General features: G+C 28.4%; 17 protein-coding genes and 1 pseudogene. 15 read left to right on the top strand and 3 right to left on the bottom strand.

The annotated features are described in order from the left end of the window. Positions 1 to 859, bottom strand: an 859-nt coding sequence (gene iscB, locus KGF36_RS17755) for an RNA-guided endonuclease IscB (protein WP_227854916.1), incomplete at its 3' end; no start/stop codon positions are given. Positions 860 to 1,134: 275 nt separating this feature from the next. After that, entirely contained in the window at positions 1,135 to 2,262 is a 1,128-nt protein-coding gene (locus KGF36_RS17760; RefSeq protein ID WP_227830128.1) for a DEAD/DEAH box helicase, read from the bottom strand. 445 nt (positions 2,263 to 2,707) lie between these two features. Here KGF36_RS17760 and nifV point away from each other — a divergent pair, with 445 nt between their 5' ends. The 9 genes and pseudogenes from nifV (at position 2,708) to treR (ending at position 10,688) form a co-directional block, all read left to right on the top strand. Further along, entirely contained in the window at positions 2,708 to 3,901 is a 1,194-nt protein-coding gene (gene nifV, locus KGF36_RS17765; RefSeq protein ID WP_227433357.1) for a homocitrate synthase, read from the top strand. A 24-nt stretch (positions 3,902 to 3,925) separates the two neighbouring features. Continuing rightward, positions 3,926 to 5,851: an aconitate hydratase gene (locus tag KGF36_RS17770; RefSeq protein ID WP_227854917.1), complete on the top strand. Its 1,926-nt coding sequence runs from the start codon at positions 3,926 to 3,928 to the stop codon at positions 5,849 to 5,851. Between the two features lie 20 nt (positions 5,852 to 5,871). Further along, complete coding sequence (locus KGF36_RS17775; RefSeq protein ID WP_227482972.1) at positions 5,872 to 6,864, top strand: isocitrate/isopropylmalate dehydrogenase family protein; 993 nt, start codon at positions 5,872 to 5,874, stop codon at positions 6,862 to 6,864. Positions 6,865 to 7,113: 249 nt separating this feature from the next. Continuing rightward, a complete protein-coding gene (locus tag KGF36_RS17780; protein ID WP_227830131.1) occupies positions 7,114 to 7,563 on the top strand; it encodes a MarR family winged helix-turn-helix transcriptional regulator in 450 nt (149 codons plus the stop codon). A 33-nt stretch (positions 7,564 to 7,596) separates the two neighbouring features. Beyond that, complete coding sequence (locus KGF36_RS17785) at positions 7,597 to 8,091, top strand: GNAT family N-acetyltransferase (protein ID WP_227841341.1); 495 nt, start codon at positions 7,597 to 7,599, stop codon at positions 8,089 to 8,091. Positions 8,092 to 8,235: 144 nt separating this feature from the next. Then, positions 8,236 to 8,442, top strand: a pseudogene (locus KGF36_RS17790) (NAD(P)H nitroreductase); the annotation flags it as partial. Between the two features lie 189 nt (positions 8,443 to 8,631). Then, complete coding sequence (locus KGF36_RS17795; RefSeq protein ID WP_227433351.1) at positions 8,632 to 8,943, top strand: helix-turn-helix domain-containing protein; 312 nt, start codon at positions 8,632 to 8,634, stop codon at positions 8,941 to 8,943. A 28-nt stretch (positions 8,944 to 8,971) separates the two neighbouring features. Beyond that, positions 8,972 to 9,667, top strand: coding sequence for a CPBP family intramembrane glutamic endopeptidase (locus tag KGF36_RS17800; RefSeq protein ID WP_227830133.1), 696 nt, complete (start codon positions 8,972 to 8,974; stop codon positions 9,665 to 9,667). A 298-nt stretch (positions 9,668 to 9,965) separates the two neighbouring features. Beyond that, positions 9,966 to 10,688: a trehalose operon repressor gene (gene treR / locus KGF36_RS17805; RefSeq protein WP_413926553.1), complete on the top strand. Its 723-nt coding sequence runs from the start codon at positions 9,966 to 9,968 to the stop codon at positions 10,686 to 10,688. Between the two features lie 111 nt (positions 10,689 to 10,799). On the opposite strand, the gene treB is transcribed toward treR, so the two are convergent. Continuing rightward, entirely contained in the window at positions 10,800 to 12,239 is a 1,440-nt protein-coding gene (gene treB / locus KGF36_RS17810; RefSeq protein ID WP_227830135.1) for a PTS trehalose transporter subunit IIBC, read from the bottom strand. A gap of 281 nt (positions 12,240 to 12,520) precedes the next feature. On the opposite strand from treB, the gene treC reads away from it, so the two are divergent. From treC to KGF36_RS17840, 6 genes are all read left to right on the top strand, one after another. Next, positions 12,521 to 14,179: an alpha,alpha-phosphotrehalase gene (gene treC, locus KGF36_RS17815; RefSeq protein ID WP_227830136.1), complete on the top strand. Its 1,659-nt coding sequence runs from the start codon at positions 12,521 to 12,523 to the stop codon at positions 14,177 to 14,179. A gap of 18 nt (positions 14,180 to 14,197) precedes the next feature. Then, positions 14,198 to 15,562, top strand: a complete 1,365-nt coding sequence (locus KGF36_RS17820) for a sulfatase (RefSeq protein ID WP_227830137.1) — start codon at positions 14,198 to 14,200, stop codon at positions 15,560 to 15,562. Positions 15,563 to 15,626: 64 nt separating this feature from the next. Then, entirely contained in the window at positions 15,627 to 16,748 is a 1,122-nt protein-coding gene (locus KGF36_RS17825) for a radical SAM/SPASM domain-containing protein (protein WP_227830138.1), read from the top strand. A gap of 92 nt (positions 16,749 to 16,840) precedes the next feature. Next, the gene (locus tag KGF36_RS17830) at positions 16,841 to 17,623 is read left to right on the top strand and encodes a sulfite exporter TauE/SafE family protein (RefSeq protein ID WP_227830139.1); all 783 of its coding nucleotides are present in this window, start codon (positions 16,841 to 16,843) and stop codon (positions 17,621 to 17,623) included. Positions 17,624 to 17,683: 60 nt separating this feature from the next. Further along, positions 17,684 to 18,196 carry a PTS glucose transporter subunit IIA gene (locus tag KGF36_RS17835; protein WP_227830140.1) on the top strand — a complete coding sequence of 171 codons (513 nt, stop codon included), beginning with the start codon at positions 17,684 to 17,686 and terminating at the stop codon, positions 18,194 to 18,196. A 354-nt stretch (positions 18,197 to 18,550) separates the two neighbouring features. Next, positions 18,551 to 19,435: a fumarylacetoacetate hydrolase family protein gene (locus KGF36_RS17840; protein WP_227830141.1), complete on the top strand. Its 885-nt coding sequence runs from the start codon at positions 18,551 to 18,553 to the stop codon at positions 19,433 to 19,435. The last annotated feature ends 46 nt before the right edge of the window (positions 19,436 to 19,481 follow it).

Here is a 19,481-nt window from a genome sequence, read left to right on the forward strand (position 1 = left end):
CATAAGTTGCTTTAATGTTAGTATATTTTTCTTTCAACTGTTCCAATAAGTACCATCTTATCATTGACATAAATGTATCATCTTTAAAATCTTTAACCTTTTTACCATTTTCACACCAATCATACAGAAATTTACCCTTTTTATGATTAGGAGATGTATGACACTTATTACACAAAGTTATTAAATTACTAGGAGCATCAGAACCACTATCACTCTTGTACTTAATATGATGAATTTCTAATATCTGTTCTTTATTCTTATTCTTACAATTAGGATTTTGACATTTATGTCCATCTCTATGAAGTACATATTCCCTTACATTCCAAAAACCAATTTGTTCTCCCTGCTGATACTTTACTCCATATATATCAGGATTCTTGATTTTTTGTATATCAAAGTTGGCAACCTCTATTACTATATTTTTAATAGGCAGTATTGAATTAAGATAATCTATAAATTTAACATGAGTATCTAACTTATGTTGTAAACTTGGTGCTAACCATCCATTTTCTATTTTTCTATTGTTCCATCTAGGTTTTCTATATCTTAATCTTTGTCTTCTAATTCTTCTATATTGACTTTTTTCTAATAATCTATCTTTCATACCTTGAAGCAACTTTACTTCTCCAACTATCAATTCTTTACTATCTGTTATAGCTGAAAATCCTATATTTAAATATCCGCTATCTATCCCTAATGTTACAGATTGAATATATTCAGTATCCGTTTTATACAGTAATTGTATAGTAAATGGATTAACTCTTTTAACAGTAGCTTTCTTTTGTTTTAATAATTTTCTAGCTTTTGCATTATTAGTAGGCATTAACGGTTTTCCTTCAAAGCTAATTACATACACCATAATATTAATCCTTTCAGATAATTTAACCTCACCTTACGGTGGTAAGCTCTCTTCGCCAATGTTATGAAAGGTTTTAAATATACCACACTTCGCCTGCCATCAGTGATGTTTAATGATACACCGTAGAGTTTAGGACTAGAGAAGTATCCTAAAGTACCTATATATTCTTACATAACGTAGTTAAAACTTAGGCTATTCAACTAACTTGTAATCTCCTACAAGCCACTACCCTTTAGGGTAGTTGGCAGTTGACAATTTGATAGTTAGCCTATATATTATAATTTTACAATTCTTCTATTAATTTTAGATTCTATAGCTGTTTCAATTTCACTTAATATTCTCTCGTTTTTAGGGTCAATAAAAGCACAAGTATAACCCTGTTCTCCAGCTCTACCAGTTCTACCAATACGGTGAATATAGTCTTCAGGCGTTTCTGGTAAATCGTAATTATATATGTGACTTACTCCTGATATATCAAGACCTCGAGAAGCTACGTCTGTAGCTATTAAATATTGTATTTCTAAATTTCTAAATGATTTCATTATTCTTTCTCGCTTTGATTGGGCGATATCACTATGCAACTTTTGACAATTATATCCTCGTATAGCAAGAGCCTCTTCAAGGTTGTCAACTCTTCTTTTAGTTCTACAGAATATTATAGCCATAAAAGGATTGTCTTCGTTTAAAACACTGCATAAAGCATCTAATTTCTTTCTATCTGTAGTTTCTACTACTTCTTGTTTTATATTAGTAAGAGTAATTTCTTCTTTTTCAATAGAAACAACAACAGGATTTTTTGTATATCTATAAGCTAATTTTTTAACTTGAGAATCCATAGTTGCAGAAAAGCATAATGTCTGTTTTTTATTTGAAGTTTCTTTTAAAATAGCTTCAACCTCATTTTTAAATCCCATAAGCAACATTTGGTCTGCTTCATCTAAAACAAAAGTTTTTAATTTGCTAAGGTCAATTGTTTTTCTATTTAAGTGGTCTAGAAGTCTACCTGGTGTTGCTATAATCATATGAATATTTCCTTTTAGTTTTTTTATCTGAGAACCAATGTCTTTTCCACCATAAGCTGCTAGAATATTTATATCCTTAGATTCTTTAAGTTTTATAGCTTCTTCTGTTATTTGAATAGCAAGTTCTCTAGTTGGAGACAGTATAAGTACTTGTATATCATCTATATCCAATGATATATTCTCAAATATCGGAAGCAAGAAAGCAAGTGTTTTACCTGTCCCAGTCTGAGCTTCTGCTATGACATCTTTTCCTGATTTTATTAAAGGAATACTTTCTTTTTGTATAGGTGTAGGTGTTGTTATTCCTGATGTTTTTATAATATTTATAGTATCTTCGCTAATTCCTAAGCTCTTAAAATCCATTATTATCTTACCTTTCATGAAAAATTTTCTATTTTATTAATCAATTAATAATATCATATTTGTAAGTATTTTTAGTAATTTTTTCGATTATTATTTATATAGTTTAAAAATATAGTGTATAACTCTTAAAATATAGTGTAGATTAAATTAAATTTTAGCTAGAATTTTAGAGGTTTAATTTAAAAGGTTTTTTGAAAATAAATCTATTTATAAATTAAATTAAAATGCAAGAAAAACATAATAACTTTCATTTTTAAGAAGTTTTCACAAAAAGGAAAAAATATAGTGCAATAATTAATATAAAGTAATATAATAGATTACAAGATATGAAAAGCTAAAAAAATAAATTGCAAATGAAATTAAAATGAATAAAAAATAAAAAAATAATCAAAAGTTAGAGACATCACTGAAAAATAAGACCTAATATTATTAAAACTAAATGTATACTAAGGGGGGCATTAATATGTGCATTATATCAAAAGATAGAGCAAAGGAAATCAAAATAGTAGATACTACTTTAAGAGATGGAGAACAAACAGCTGGGGTTGTATTTGCGAATAGAGAAAAAATAATGATTGCTGAGATGTTAAGTGATTTAGGTGTCGACCAAATTGAAGTTGGTATACCTACTATGGGTGGAGACGAAAAAAATGTAATAAAGCACATATGCAATAGAAATTTAAAAGCAGATATAATGGCTTGGAATAGAGCAGTGATAAAAGATGTTGAAGAATCTATTTCTTGTGGTGTTGATGCAGTAGCCATATCAATATCAGTATCTGATATTCATATAGAAAATAAACTTAGAACTTCTAGAGGTTGGGTTTTAGAGAACATGGCTAAGACAGTTGAATTTGCAAAGAAAAATGGATTATATGTTTCAGTAAATGGAGAAGATGCTTCAAGAGCGGATATCGACTTCTTAACTGAGTTTATAAATGTTGGAAAGCAAGCAGGAGCAGATAGATTTAGATATTGTGATACTGTAGGAGTTATGAATCCTTTTTCTATAAAAAATGCAATAGAAACTCTTTATGAAAGAACTAATTTTGACATAGAAATGCATACACATAATGATTTTGGTATGGCAACAGCAAATGCACTTGCAGGATTAGCAGCAGGAGCAAACTATGTTGGAGTTACAGTTAATGGCTTAGGTGAGAGAGCTGGAAATGCAGCGTTAGAAGAAGTTTTAATGGCACTTAAATGCATCTATAAATGTGATTTAAATAACGTAGATACTAGAAAGTTTAGAGGGATATGTGAGTATGTGTCACAAGCATCAGGAAGAATACTTCCTACATGGAAACCAGTAGTTGGAGATAATATGTTTATACATGAATCAGGTATACATGCAGATGGAGCTTTAAAAGACCCACATAACTATGAACCATTTGACCCAAGTGAAGTAAATCTTGAAAGAAAGATAGTAATAGGAAAGCATTCAGGAAGAGCAGCAGTAATAAATAAATTGAGTGAATATGAAATGTATATTTCTCCAGAAAACGCTACCAAATTATTAAATGCCATAAGAGCTACATCTATAAGATTGAAAAGAAGTTTGATGGATAAAGAGATTCTTCAATTATATTGTGATATACTAGCACATGAAAAAGGTACAACAGAAGAAGAAGCAGTTAGAGGTTCATATATTTAAGATATAATTGTTTAGGAGGAAAGTATGGGAGATAATATAGTTTATAAAATAATAAAAAAACATATAGTGGATGGAGAGGCTGTTGCTGGCAATTCAATTGGGATAAAAATAGACCAGACTTTAACACAAGATTCCACTGGAACAATGACATATCTTCAATTAGAAGCTATGGGCATAGATAAAGTAAAAACAAAAAGAAGCGTTGCATTTGTAGACCATAATATGTTACAACAAGGATTTGAAAATGCAGATGACCATAAATATATACAAACAGTAGCTGATAAATATGGTGTTTATTTTTCTAAACCAGGAAATGGTATCTGCCATCAAGTGTTTTTAGAAAGATTTTCAACACCAGGAGATACACTTTTGGGTTCTGATAGCCACACACCTACTGCTGGTGGTGTTGGTATGATGGCTATTGGTGCTGGGGGATTGGATGTTGCTCTAGCTATGGCAGGAGGAGCATACTATATAAAAGCACCAAAAGTCTGTAAGGTAAACTTAGTTGGAAAATTAAATAATATGGTATCTTCAAAAGATATAATATTAGAAGTGTTGAGAAAACAAACTGTAAAAGGTGGCGTAGGTAAAGTCTATGAATATGGAGGAGAAGGTGTTAAAAATCTATCTGTTCCACAAAGAGCCACAATAACAAATATGGGAGCTGAACTTGGAGCAACTACTTCAATATTCCCAAGTGATGAAAAAACACTAGAGTTTTTTAAGAGTCAAGGAAGAGAAGATGTTTGGATGGAGCTAAAATCTGATTCAGATGCAATTTATGATGAAGAGATTACTATAAACTTAGATGAATTAAAACCATTAGCTGCAAAGCCTCATAGTCCAGACAATGTAGATGAAGTCGAAAATATAGGAAAGATTAAAATAGACCAAGTTGCGATAGGAAGCTGTACAAATTCTTCTTATGAAGACTTAATGAAAGTAGCCCAAATTTTAAAAGGCAACAAAGTTCATAAGAATGTAAGTTTGGTAATAGCACCAGGCTCAAGACAGGTTATGGAAATGATAGCTAGAAATGGAGCTTTAGGAGATATAATAAGTGCTGGAGCTAGAATATTAGAAAATTCTTGTGGGCCATGTATAGGTATGGGTCAATCTCCAGGAACTGATTCTGTATCTTTAAGAACTTTCAATAGAAACTTCTATGGAAGAAGTGGAACTCTATCAGCACAAGTATATTTAGTGAGCCCAGAAGTAGCAGCAGTAAGTGCTATAAAAGGAGAACTTACAGACCCAAGAGAATTTGATGTTAAATTTGAAAACTTAGATGTAAATGAATTTTTAATAGATGATAGTATGATAATAAAGCCTTCTGATGTAGGAAGCGATGTAGAAGTAGTTAGAGGTCCTAATATAAAGCCTTTCCCTCTTAATACAGAACTAAGTGAGTCTATAAGTGGAAAAGTAATATTGAAGACAGAAGATAATATAACTACTGACCATATAATGCCATCAAATGCTAAGTTACTTCCTTTTAGAAGTAACATACCATATCTTGCAAATTATTGTTTTAATACTGTAGATACAGAGTTTCCTCAAAGAGCAAAAGATAATGATGGTGGATTTATAATTGGTGGAGACAACTATGGACAAGGTTCAAGTAGAGAACATGCTGCCTTAGCACCATTGTATCTTGGTGTTAAAGGAGTAATAGTGAAAAGTTTTGCAAGAATACACAAAGCCAATTTAATAAACAGTGGTATAATTCCAATGGAGTTTTGTGATGAAAAAGATTATGAAAGCTTATCTCTTTTAGATAATTTGGAAATACCAAATATTTTAGATAATCTAGATAGTGGTGTTTTAGAGGTTAAGAATACAAGTAAAGGAACTTCTTTCAAAGTTAAAGTAGAATTATCATCAAAAGAAGTTGATGTATTAAAAGCAGGTGGAAAATTAAATTACACTAAGAATCAAGCTAATTAATATGAAAAGAGGGAATATTGATGTATAAAGTGACACTTATACCAGGAGATGGAATAGGACCAGAAGTTGCGAAAGCTATGAAAAAGGTTGTAGAAGCTACTGGGGTAGAGATAGAATGGGAAGAAGTTAATGCAGGAGAAGCAGTTATTGAAGAATATGGAACTCCACTTCCTCAATATATTATAGATAGTATAAAAAAGAACAAAATAGCTATAAAAGGTCCAATCACTACTCCTGTAGGGAAAGGATTTAGAAGTGTAAATGTAACTTTAAGACAAGCATTAGATTTATATGTTAACTTAAGACCAATTAAGAGTTTTAAAGGTATAAAGTCAAGATATGAAGATGTTGATTTAGTGGTAGTAAGAGAAAATACAGAAGACTTATATGCTGGTATAGAACATAAGATAGGTGATTATGCAGCTGAAAGTATAAAGATAATAACAAGAGGTGCAAGTGAGAGAATTGTTGACTTTGCATGTAACTATGTTAAAGATAACAAGAGAAAAAAAGTTACAGCTATACATAAAGCAAACATAATGAAAATGTCTGATGGCTTGTTTTTAGATGTATTTAGAGAAGTAGCATCAAAACATGGTGTTGAGTATGATGATTTAATTGTAGATGCAGCAGCTATGAACTTAGTTTTAAATCCAGAAAACTACGATGTAATGGTAATGCCAAATCTTTATGGAGACATACTATCTGATTTGGGAGCTGGTCTTGTTGGAGGCTTAGGTATAATTCCAAGTGCAAATATTGGTAAAGATTGTGCTATATTTGAAGCTGTTCATGGAAGTGCTCCACAAATAGCTGGGCAAAATAAAGCTAATCCAACAGCTCTTATTCAATCGTCAGTAATGATGCTTAGATACCTAGGGGAATATGAAAATGCACAAAAGATAGAAACAGCTTTAGAAAAAGTATTTCTTGATGGAAGTAAATTAACTGTAGACTTAGGTGGTTCAGCTTCAACTACTGAATTTGCAGATGAGGTATGTAAATATATTTAGTTGTTATTTATAGTAATAATATGATGTAAGCCTAAAAAGAGCTGTTAATTGTATATGGGACAATTAACAGCTCTTTTTTAGCTCTGTAATTATAGATTTATAAGCATCCATTCAAAAATATGAATAAAAATAAATGTAAAAAAGTTATTTTTTTAGTTGAATATTCAACCAATATATGGTAATATACAAATATAGTTGAAAGTTCAACTAAATATATTTTAAATTTAGAGGTATTGATTGGAGGTGTATTTGATTAAAACTTTAGACAGTAATATATTAAGAGAAGTTGGTACTTTATCTAGAGCAGTAAATTCAATAAATGATATGAAGTACAAAGAATTAAAGTTACAAAAAGGGCAATTTACTTTTTTAACACGAATTTGTGAAAATCCTGGTATAAACCTTGTAGAATTATCAAATGTGTTAAAAGTAGATAAGGCTACTACAACCAAAGCTATACAGAAGTTAATAAAAGCAGGATATGTGGATAAAAAGCAAGATGAGTTTGATAAAAGAGGATATAATTTAACTCCGACTAATAAATCTTTAGAAGTATATGAGTTAATAATTGAAGAAGAAAATAGAAGTATAGAAATCTGTTTTAATAATCTTACAGATGAAGAGAAGCAAACAGCAAACAATATACTAGAGAAAATGAGAAAAAATATAGAAGAAGAATGGTTTAAAGTAAAAAGGTAGTAAATTAATATATGAATATAAGGAGATATTTTTATGATTAGAAAAGCAAATATAAATGATTTAGATAGTATCATGGGAATTATAAAATCAACAGTAGAGGAAATGAAAGGCTATAATAATACACAATGGGATGAAAACTATCCATCAGATAAAGACTTTGTTTCTGATATTGATAAACAAGATTTATATGTAGAAGAAGTAGATGGAAAGATAGCAGGATTTATATGTATTAATTATGATGAACCTAAAGAATATATAGATTTAAATTGGTCGTCTAATGAGAAGGCTATGGTAGTACATAGAATGGCAGTAAATCCAAGTTTTAGAAAGATGGGAATTGCATCTAAACTAGTTGATTTTGCTGAAGAATTAGCTAAAGAAAACGATGTATCATATTTAAAGAGTGATACATATTCAATAAACTCAAAGATGAATTCATTGCTTATAAAATGTGGATTTATCAAAATTGGTGAAATGAGTTTCCTAGGAAAAGAGAAATCTTTCTATTGTTATGATAAAATATTATAAAAAGTATTTATCATACAAAGGCTAGAGAATACATTTTCAGTATTAGTAGGGGCATGATGTAAGCCAGATGTATGCTATTATGAAAGGGTTGATTTAGATGATTGAATTTCTAAAAAAAAGAAGAAGTAACTTCAATCTCATGAGCTTGGATTAGGCTCTTGCTGGATACAAGTAAGAAATAGGATGCATGATGATAGTATAGATGCTGATAAATATATTAGAGATGAACTGAACATACCTGATAAGTACAGTGTAGAATGTATAATTTCTATAGGCTACCTTGATGAAGAAAAAAAATCATACTGTGACTCTGATTTGGACTATGAAAAAGTTCATTTTAATAAATTTTAATGTATAATATATTATATTAAGACAGTATGTTTTTTTGATATTGTTAATATATATTTAAAATTGTAAAAATATATCTGAATTTTACTAACTTATATAGGGGTTATGTACAAGGATTTTAAAGATAAGTATAGAAATTAATGTTTATAATCGATACATAACTAGAGTAACAAAATTTAAGGAGGTTCAAATATGGGTATATTTAAAACAAAGATTGATGAGGATTGGAAAGTAAACTACATCAAAGAATTTAATGAAATGAGAGACTCTTATGAGAGTAAGCTTCAAAAAAAACAGTTTGAAGTAGATAGTTTAAAATCAGAATTAGATAGACTTAGAAGCTACAAAAATAGTCTTAAGCCAAAGGAAAAACAAATTACTGATGATGATATAAATAATATAAAAAACTTGAGAAGAGATGGTTTAAGCTATAAAGAAATTTCAAGTGAAACAAGTTGGAGTAAAGCAACTGTGAGTAGAGTATTAAATGGACTTTACGATTAGTATATACATGGGGTGATTTAAATTGGGGATGAAGTATAGTTATAAAAAATGTATAATGGATTCTATTTCATTGATGTTCATAGTTCAGATAGTAAGGATGATTTTAAATTATATACTTCTAAGTCAATTTGAATTTACCCTTGAAAATTTTAACATTGTAAATTTAATTTCTTTTACAATAGTTGGGTTATCATTAATTTTATTTTTAAAAAATAGTCCTTTGTATAATAAGGTGAGAAATAGAAAAATCACAGAAGCTTTCAATGAAAATAAAGATAATGTACTTATAAAAAGATGTAAGTTGATACTTTTTATAGTAGCTTTATCTCTAGTGGTAATCTCAATTTATTACAATAGAGGCTATATGTTTTTTTATGTAACTATGATGACTTTATCTGTATTAATAGTTCCAGTATTTGAAGAATTATTTTTTAGAGAGTACATATGGAATTATTTAAACAATTTTATAAAATCAAAGAGTAAAGTTATATGTATAACATCTATATTATCTGGTATTTATAATATAGGATATATAGATGTTATACATAATTACATAATGTTATATAATAACTCTTACTATACATTTGAAGTTATTATTTCAAAAATTATTATAGGTACTGTTTTTGGTATTGTACTTGGTATTGTTAAGTCAAGATTTAAAGATGTAAGCTTTTGTATAATATTGAGAAGTCTGTTTACTATACTTATTAGACAGATAATATGATTATATCTACTTAAATAATATAATTATCTTGTAATAAGTATATAAATAATATCTACTTAGATAATATAATTATCTTGTAACAAGTATATAAAGGTAATGAATGATAGCTATATATATAAAATAAACTCTAATATTTGGAGTTTATTTTTTTGTAGGAAATTATTTTAAGAAATTAATTATATTACTTATGCAATTTATTGTTTTAAAGATTAACAAGACTATTTGACAGCTTAGCCCATAATATGATATTTATATAAAATGAGATGAGTGTACAAACTAAAACTAATTATGAATGAGAGTGATTTACTTGAAGAAATTTTATGAAATATATTTAGATTTAGAGAAAGATATAAGAAATAATGTATATGCAGTAGGAGAGCTTTTACCAACAGAAGTAAAGCTTGCTCAAAAATATCGAGTATCAAGAGAAACTATTAGAAAAGCGCAGTCGCTTTTATTGGAGAAGGGGTTTATACAAAAAAAACAAGGTAAAGGGGCTATTGTTTTAGATATAAATAAATTTGAAATAGAAGGGTCAGGGTTGATTAGTTTCAATGAATTACAAAAGAATAAAAATTTAGATACAGAAATAAGTGTACTAAAAAATAAAAAGGAGATTATGCCTTTAGAAATTTGTAAAAAACTAGATATAGACACAAAAACTAAGGTTATAGCAGTTGAAAGACTTAGAAAGATTAATGGAGAAGCTGTTATTTTAGATAAAGATTACTTTATATCTGAAATAATACCAGAAATACCATTAACAGCAGTTCAAAGTTCAATATTTAATTATATAGAGAAAAATCTAGAACTAAAAATAGGTTATGCAAATAAAGAAGTAACAGTAGCTCCTGTTACAGAAGAAGATAAAATATTGCTAGATATTGGAACAGATACACATGTTGTAGTGATACGAAGTGAAGTTTACTTAGAAGATACAAGATTATTTCAGTATCATGAATCTAGACATAGAGTTGATACATTTAGATTTGTAGATTTTGCAAGAAGAAGAAATCTTTAATTATATAAAAGAGTGTCTGTTTTGTACTGTACCCTCAATTGTTGAATCAAAATTCTAATGATTGGATTTCAGTATATTTAGACACTCTTTTTTTATTAGACTATATATTATTTAATTTTCTATAAATTCTTTATTAAAGTATTTGCTCTTTGAGAATATGTATGTAAGGATACAAGTAATGGCTATAGAAAGCCCCATTGCTAAGAAGTAAACACTCCATTGGTCTGTAAATATAGATAAAAACGCTGGTAACCCTGATATACCTATAGAACTTGCTTTAACATTAAAGTAAGATACAACTCCTCCAGCTATACCTGCACCTATCATAGATGCTATGAATGGGAAACGATAACGTAAGTTTATACCAAATATTGCAGGTTCAGTAATACCTAACCAAGCTGAAATTGAAGCTGTTAATGCAACACCCTTGATTTTTTTATTTTTTAATATAAAAAACATTGTCAAAGCTGCTGCGCCTTGCCCAAGGCTAGCCATAACTTGTATTGGCCATAATGTAGCAAATCCTAAAGTACCTATCATTTGTAAATTTATACCTAAGAATAAGTGATGCATACCTGTTATAACTAATGGAGACAATATGAATCCAAAAAGTGCTCCTGCAAGTACTGCATTAATTTCAAACAATCCAAGAATTCCACTTGTAATTAAATTGGCAAATGACATTGTTATAGGTCCTATGATAGAGAATGTTAAGAAACCAGTTATTAACAATGTAAGAGGAGCAACAAAAATAAGCTGAACCATCTCAGGAATTTTTTTAGTTAAGAACTTTTCGATTGTCGCTAAAAGATAAGAAGAACATAAAACAGGGATTACTTGTCCTTGATAGCCTATTTTAGCAATATTAAAACCTAATATATTCCAGTAAGTAACAGCTTCAGGTGTTTTAGAGTATTGTGCACCAGGCATTAAATCTGGATTAATTAAAATAAGACCTAATACAATACCAAGTACAGGATTTCCTCCAAACTTTTTGACAGCTGACCAACCTATTAGTGCAGGTAAAAATGAAAAAGAAGTATTTGCTATAAGATTAATCATATTAGATATACCAGCCCAATTACTATGAACTTCTAAAAAGGGTTGTTCATAGAAAATTCCTGGGTTAGCAAGTAGATTATTTATACCCATCAATAAACCAGAGGCAACTATAGCAGGCAATATAGGAATGAATATATCTGCCAACACCTTTATAGCTTTTTGAAGTGGATTTAATTTTTTATTAGAAATCTCTTTAACCTCAGCCTTTGTTGCTTCTTTAAGTCCAGTAATTTCTATTAATGTAGCATAAACTTTATTTACAAGACCTGGCCCTATAATAACTTGAAATTGACCATTTGAGGTAAAGCTTCCTTTCACTATATCTATTTGTTCTAATTGCTTTATATTAACTTTACTTTCTGAATTTAGAGCAAATCTTAATCTAGTAATACAGTGTGTCGCAGATATTATATTCTCTACTCCCCCAATTGCTTCAAGGATTTGCTCAACCTGCTCTTTATGATGTGTATTTTCTTTTAATGTGCTCATAAAATTACCTCCCTCTTAAAATACGATGTTGTATAGACAAATCTTGAAAATAATATACCATAGAGAAATTTTTATGTCAACGTTATCCTAAATATTTTTAAAATTTAATTGCTAAAAGATAAATTGTATATTATTGGAAAATCAAAAAAGTAAGAGTAAATATGGAAGGATTATAGGGAATATGTTTTTTTATTTAGAGTAAATATTGATTTTAACAAAAAAAAGGTTTATTATAAAAATATAAAAGTTGTCTAGACAAAAATGAAAGGGGAAATTTGCATATGGATCTTAAGAAGAAAGTTATTTATCAAATATATCCAAAATCATTTAATGATTCTAATGATGATGGGATAGGAGATTTAAAAGGAATTATAGAGAAATTACCTTATTTATATAAATTAGGTGTAGATATAATTTGGATTAACCCATTTTTTGTTTCTCCACAAAGGGATAATGGATATGATATTGCTGACTATACATCAATAGATTCTATGTTTGGAACTATGGAGGATTTTGAAGAGTTAGTAGATGAAAGTAAAAAATATAATATAGAATTGATGCTGGATATGGTCTTAAATCACACATCAACAGAACATGAATGGTTTAAAAAAGCTTTGGCAGGAGATAAAAAGTATCAAGATTTCTATTTTATTAGAGAGGGCAAAGAAAATAATCAACTACCGACAAATTGGAAATCTAAATTTGGAGGAAATGCTTGGGGAAAATTTGGAAATACAGATAAGTACTACTTACACTTATATGATGTTACACAAGCTGACCTCAACTGGCGTAATCCTAATGTTAGAGAAGAATTATATAAAGTTGTAAATTTTTGGATAGATAAAGGTGTTAAGGGGTTTAGGTTTGATGTAATAAATGTGATTGGTAAAGATGAAGAATTGAACGATTCTACAAATAATATAGGAAAAGAAATGTATACAGATAAACCTATTGTCCATGAATTTATTAAAGAAATGAACAAAGAAACTTTTGGAAGAGTTGAGGGCATAACAACTGTTGGAGAAATGTCTTCAACAACTATTGAAAATTGTATCTTATATTCTTCTCCAGAAGAAAAAGAGCTTTCAATGACATTTAATTTTCACCATTTAAAAGTAGATTATAAAAATGGTGAAAAATGGAGCGATATACCTTTTGACTTTATGATGCTGAAAAAACTCTTAAATGAATGGCAAGAAAATATTGAAAGTGGTGGTGGATGGAATGCACTATTTTGGAATAATCATGACCAACCAAGAGCTATTAGCAGATTTTGTAATGAAGAATATAGAGTGGAAGCATCGAAAATGTTAGCTGCTACAATACATCTATTAAGAGGAACTCCGTATATATATCAAGGTGAAGAAATAGGTATGACAAATCCAAACTTTGAAAAAATAGATGATTATTTAGATGTTGAAACTCATAACGCGTATAATGAATTTTTAAAAAATAAAATCGAAAAAGAAACAATAATGAATATTATAAAGTCCAAATCTAGAGATAATAGTCGTACACCTATGCAGTGGTCAGACAAATTAAATTCAGGTTTTACAAATGGAAAGCCATGGATTAAAATAGCAGAAAATTATAAAGAGATAAATGTTGAAAAGGAACTTAAAGAAGGGTCAATTTTTAATTTCTATCAAAAGTTAATATCTTTAAGAAAGCAATTAAATATTATATCTGAAGGCTCTTATAAGGGAATTTTACTAGATGATGATAAAGTTTATGCTTATGTTAGAAGCTTAGAAAATGAAAGATTAATAGTATTTAACAACTTCTATGATTGTGAAGTTGAAGTTGAGATTAGTGAGGAATTTTTAGGCAAATCACTTACATATTTGATAGGGAATTATGAAAAGCGAGATTTAGAACCTAAGTTAAAGTTAAGACCTTATGAAACAGTAGCATTTTATAGTAAGGATATAAAAAAATAATGGAAAGAGGTAGTATTAATGAAACCAAATATTTTACTTATGATTTCTCATGATAGTGGTAGAAAATTCAGTAACTATGGATATAATGTGGAAACTCCATGTATAAATAAATTAGCTCAAGAAGGAATTCAATTTGATAATTATTTTTGTGCAGCACCTCAATGCAGTCCAAGTAGAGGAAGTATACTAACTGGATTATACCCTCATAATAATGGGTTAATGGGACTTGCACATCTAGGTTTTTGTATAGATTCTAAACATACAACACTTCCTATGGAGTTACAAAAAAACGGATATGAAACAACATTAATAGGGCTAAGCCATGAAACAATAAATGAAGCACCACCAATAAAAGATAGAGTATTTTCTTCAACCTATGACTTAGGATATGATAATTTTATAGCGGTTCCAGGGGATAGAGCTCCTAAGGTTGCTAAAGAGGTAGTTAAATTCTTAGAGGAATATAAAGAAAATCAAGAAAAGCCATTTTACTTAAGTGTAGGATTTTTTGAAACACATAGAGATTTTGATGAATATGAACCTTATGCAGATAAATTGGATGAAGTAGAAGTATTTAAGTTTTTACCTGATACAGAAGATGTAAGAAAAGATATAGCTTTATATAATGGTTCAGCAAAAGTACTGGATGAGGCAATAGGCAAAATATACAATAAATTACAAGAAACAGGATTAGATAAAAATACAATTGTTATACTGACAACAGACCATGGAGTTGCATTTCCAGGAGCGAAAGGAATGCTAAAAGAAGCAGGATTAGAGACAGCGCTTATAATTTTATTACCTAATTCTTCTCAAAAAAATGTGAAAAAAGAAGCACTATTATGTAATGTTGATTTATTGCCAACTATACTAGATTTAATTGAAGCTGAAATTCCTAAGAATATAGATGGAGAAAGTTTTGCCAATTTATTAAAAACAAATGAAGATATAGGTAGAGACTCATTCTTTACAGAGATGACATGGCATGACCAATATAGACCAATGAGAGGCATAAGGACTAATGAATATAGCTATGTCAGAAATTTTGAAGATGGGCCTAAAGTATATATTACAGTTGATTCACATTTGAGTTTATCAGGTAAAGCTGTTAGAGATAAATTTTATGTTCCTAATGATAAAGAAGAACTTTATGATTTAAGAAAAGACCCACTAGAAGAAAATAATCTAATAAACGATTCAGATTATCAAGACATAGCAAATGAATTGAGAAAGAAAGTTGATAATTGGATGTTAGAAACGAATGACCCACTTTTAAAAGGACCTGTAAAAGGGACAGGTTCAAGTAGATGGAAAACAGAAATAGAAGAGGGTAGAGCTTATCCAGGAAGAGAAGAATATTATAGACTATTATCTGATAAGTAGAAAATATTAAACAAGTAAAAAACATTAAATAAGTAAAAATATATAAAAAAGAAGGTTTTTTATAATGAAAAGTATATCAGTTTTGATTAAACCAGTCTCATCGTTATGTAATTTGAGATGTAAATATTGTTTTTATGCAAATGTGAGCGATTTAAGAGAAGTAAAATCCTATGGTATTATGCAGGAGGATACTGTAAAAAACATAGTAAATAATACATTTGAAATTTTGGATAATGGAGATAGAGTTACATTTGCTTTTCAAGGTGGAGAACCTACTTTAGCAGGATTAAAATTTTTCCAATATTTTATTGAGTATGTTAGTAAAATGGAAAAAAATATAACAGTAAACTACTCTATTCAAACGAATGGAACTCTTATTGACAATCAATGGTGTGAGTTCTTAAAGAAAAATAATTTTTTAGTAGGATTATCATTAGATTTACTAGAAGATTTACATGATAAAAATCGTGTATATTCAAATAATAAGGGAAGTTATATAGATGTAATAAATACAAAAAAACTACTGGAAACATACAAAATAGACTTTAACATACTATGTGTTTTGACAAATCAGATTGCGCTTAATCCAAAAGAGGTTTTTAATTTTATAAAAGCAAACGATGTGAAGTATATACAGTTTATCCCTTGTTTAGATGATTTAGACTGTAAAACTAAGTCAGAGTACTCTTTAGAACCTAAATATTTTGCATACTTTTATAAAATAATATTTAAGCTTTGGAAAAATGAGTTCAATAAAGGAAATTATATAAGTATTAATTTGTTTGATAATCTTATATCCATTTTAATTACAGGAATTCCTAGTACCTGTGGGATAATTGGAAAATGCCAACCACAATTTGTAATAGAGGCTGATGGAAGTGTATATCCATGTGATTTTTATGTACTAGATAACTTTAATTTAGGTAATATAAAAGATAACACTTTATTGGATATTTTAAGAAAATCTAAAATGCAAGAATTTTTGCATAAAGATATAAAGAAAGAAAGTATTTGTTTAAATTGTAATTTTTACAAAATATGTGGTAGTGGATGCAAAAGAATGAAAAATTCTATGTATATTGATTCTAGTAACAATTACTGTGGATATAAAGAATTTTTAATGTCTACTTTTAGTGACCTAGAAAAAATATCAGTATTAGTATATAAAAATCAAATACTAAAATAATTTTAGTATTTATAATTCTAAGTTAAAGTGATTAAAAATTATGTATAATTAAAGGGTTTTGAGCAGAGTAAATTTAGTTAGGATGATTTTAAATGAATGTAATTTTATTTGTAATAGCTATACTTTCAACAACTATAGGAGCTATAACGGGTATTGGTGGAGGGGTAATAATAAAGCCAGTGCTAGATTTGATTGGAGTATTTGATGTTTCGACAATAAGTGTGTTATCATCATTTACTGTATTATCGATGACAATTGTTTCTGTATATAAACAAATTAAATCAAAACTTTTTAAAATAAACTTTAGACTTATTTTAATTGGTGGAGCATCAGTATTAGGAGGGACTATAGGTCAAAGGTTATTAGATTTATCTATTTCATATGTAAATAATCCTTCTATAATAAAAATAACTCAAAATATTATAATGATTATTTTGTTAGTAATGGTTTATTTATATAAAGATAAAAGTTTAAATGTTAAGTTTAATACTAACATTACATATTTTATTGTTGGCATTTTTTTAGGGGTTATATCTTCATTTTTAGGAATAGGTGGAGGTCCTATAAATGTGGCTGTGTTTACAATATTATTTGGATTATCAGCTAAAGAAGCTGCGTTTAATTCCATTATAACTATTTTATTTTCTAATATTTCAAAGTTAGTTACAGTTTTCATAAATACAGGGTTTGGTATATATGATTTATCTGGATTACCTTTTATGATAATAGGAGCAGTATTAGGAGGAATTATAGGTTCCTCGATTAGTAAAAATATGGATGACAAAAGAGTTAAATATATGTTCTCGTATATGACTATAATTATTACTGGAATAAATATATACAGTATATTTCAAGTAATATATTTTATGAATTAAAGTGTATAATGTAGATAACACGAGAAGTCAATTTAAATTATTGGAATGAGGAGATTTAATATGTTCAAAAAGTTATTCTCAAAAAATAAAAATGAAGAAGTAAAAAGTAATTATATAAAAGGAGTATTACAATCGCCACTTACAGGGAAAGTATTAAGTATAACTGATGTTCCTGATGGTGCTTTTTCTAGTAAAATGCTAGGTGATGGGATTGCTATAGAACCACAAGAAGGAGTCGTATCTTCTCCTGTCGATGGGGAGGTAATTCAAGTATTTTTGCCATCTAAGCATGCTATATGCATAAAGAGTGAAGATGATTTGGAGATACTAATACATATAGGATTAGATACTGTAAAGATGAATGGAGATGGATTTGAAGTATTAGTAAATGCAGGAGATAAAGTCTACTGTGGGCAAAAACTTATAAGATTTGATTTAGAAAAAATTAAAAAAAGCGTTAAATCTGTAATAACTCCTATAGTTATAACCAATTCTTATGACATAGATAAAGTTGAAATTTTAAGAACCGGAGATATATGTATTGGAGAAGATTTAATGAAAGTTTATAAGTAAATAGGTTTTACCAAGAGGTTTTGTCTAAATAAAAAATATTATAACTATAAAATGGCTGGATATAATAATATTGAAAGAGTGTAGGTATGCTTATTTTATTAAGGGTACCTTTTTTTATTGTGTTTTATAGAAAATTTATCTGCATAAATAAAGTTTTTTAAAACAATCTTCTTATAATTATATTACTTTTACTAATTATCTTATTTTTGATAATTTCTGATATTTATGAATTGTTATACTTTTTAGAACTCTATTTTTAAATATATATTGACATATATATATTATCTATTACAATTGATATAAACTAATAAAAATAAAATATTATTAATCAACTTATTGAATGGAGGAATAGAAATGAAATTTGTAACTTTCTGTACTGGCAATGAAGAAAATATAGGTGTATTTAACTCAGAAACAAATAGTATATATGAAATTAATAGTTTGGGATTAAGCAAATTATATACAGATATGAATGATTTTATTGAAAATGTATCTACTGGAGATTTAGAAAAAATAAAAAACCATTCATTTGAAAAAGCAAAGTGTTATAAGTTAGAAGAAGTGAAATTATGTTCCCCAATTGTAAGACCTAAAAAAGATATTATATGTTTAGGTTTAAACTATAAAGACCATGTCAATGAAATTCCAGATGGTGTTATAAAAAATGTAGTTATGCCAGACTATCCAATTTATTTCTCTAAAAGAGCAGATAAGGCAATTGGAGTGGATGATAAGATAAGTTTACATGGAGATTTAGTAGAAAAGTTGGATTATGAATCAGAACTTGCAGTAATTATAGGAAAAGAAGGTATAAACATATCAAAAGAAGATGCCTATGAATATATATTTGGATATACAATAATGAATGATATAAGTGAAAGAGCACTTCAAGATAAACACGTGCAGTGGTATAGAGGAAAAAGTTTAGATACACATACATCTATGGGACCTTGCATAGTACATAAAGAAGAATTTGAGCATCCTTTAAAACTAGATATAAGTAGTGTGGTAAATGGAGAAGTAAGACAAGATTCTAATACAGAATACTTTATATTTGATATACCTACTGTAATAAGTGATTTATCAAGAGGAATGACTCTAAAGCCAGGAGATATAATTTCAACTGGAACTCCAGCAGGTGTTGCTATGGGAATGAATCCTCAAGTATATTTAAAACATGGTGATGTAGTCGAATGTAAAGTCGAAGGGATAGGAGTTTTAAAAAATATAGTTGATTAATGGATAAATATGCCATATAATTTTATTAGTACGAATAATTTAATTA

Source organism: Clostridioides sp. ZZV14-6009 (genome assembly GCF_020658095.1).
Classification (GTDB): Bacteria; Bacillota; Clostridia; order Peptostreptococcales; family Peptostreptococcaceae; genus Clostridioides.

Excerpts from the sequence above, each read along its gene's own strand:
- KGF36_RS17795 (WP_227433351.1), top strand. The coding sequence starts at position 8,632 with ATGGGTATATTTAAAACAAAGATTGATGAGGATTGGAAAGTAAACTAC.
- KGF36_RS17820 (WP_227830137.1), top strand. The coding sequence starts at position 14,198 with ATGAAACCAAATATTTTACTTATGATTTCTCATGATAGTGGTAGAAAA.
- KGF36_RS17825 (WP_227830138.1), top strand. The coding sequence starts at position 15,627 with ATGAAAAGTATATCAGTTTTGATTAAACCAGTCTCATCGTTATGTAAT.
- KGF36_RS17775 (WP_227482972.1), top strand. The coding sequence starts at position 5,872 with ATGTATAAAGTGACACTTATACCAGGAGATGGAATAGGACCAGAAGTT.
- KGF36_RS17785 (WP_227841341.1), top strand. The coding sequence starts at position 7,597 with ATGATTAGAAAAGCAAATATAAATGATTTAGATAGTATCATGGGAATT.
- KGF36_RS17770 (WP_227854917.1), top strand. The coding sequence starts at position 3,926 with ATGGGAGATAATATAGTTTATAAAATAATAAAAAAACATATAGTGGAT.
- KGF36_RS17840 (WP_227830141.1), top strand. The coding sequence starts at position 18,551 with ATGAAATTTGTAACTTTCTGTACTGGCAATGAAGAAAATATAGGTGTA.
- treC (WP_227830136.1), top strand. The coding sequence starts at position 12,521 with ATGGATCTTAAGAAGAAAGTTATTTATCAAATATATCCAAAATCATTT.
- KGF36_RS17800 (WP_227830133.1), top strand. The coding sequence starts at position 8,972 with ATGAAGTATAGTTATAAAAAATGTATAATGGATTCTATTTCATTGATG.
- KGF36_RS17760 (WP_227830128.1), bottom strand. The coding sequence starts at position 2,262 with ATGAAAGGTAAGATAATAATGGATTTTAAGAGCTTAGGAATTAGCGAA.
- treB (WP_227830135.1), bottom strand. The coding sequence starts at position 12,239 with ATGAGCACATTAAAAGAAAATACACATCATAAAGAGCAGGTTGAGCAA.
- nifV (WP_227433357.1), top strand. The coding sequence starts at position 2,708 with ATGTGCATTATATCAAAAGATAGAGCAAAGGAAATCAAAATAGTAGAT.
- KGF36_RS17835 (WP_227830140.1), top strand. The coding sequence starts at position 17,684 with ATGTTCAAAAAGTTATTCTCAAAAAATAAAAATGAAGAAGTAAAAAGT.
- KGF36_RS17830 (WP_227830139.1), top strand. The coding sequence starts at position 16,841 with ATGAATGTAATTTTATTTGTAATAGCTATACTTTCAACAACTATAGGA.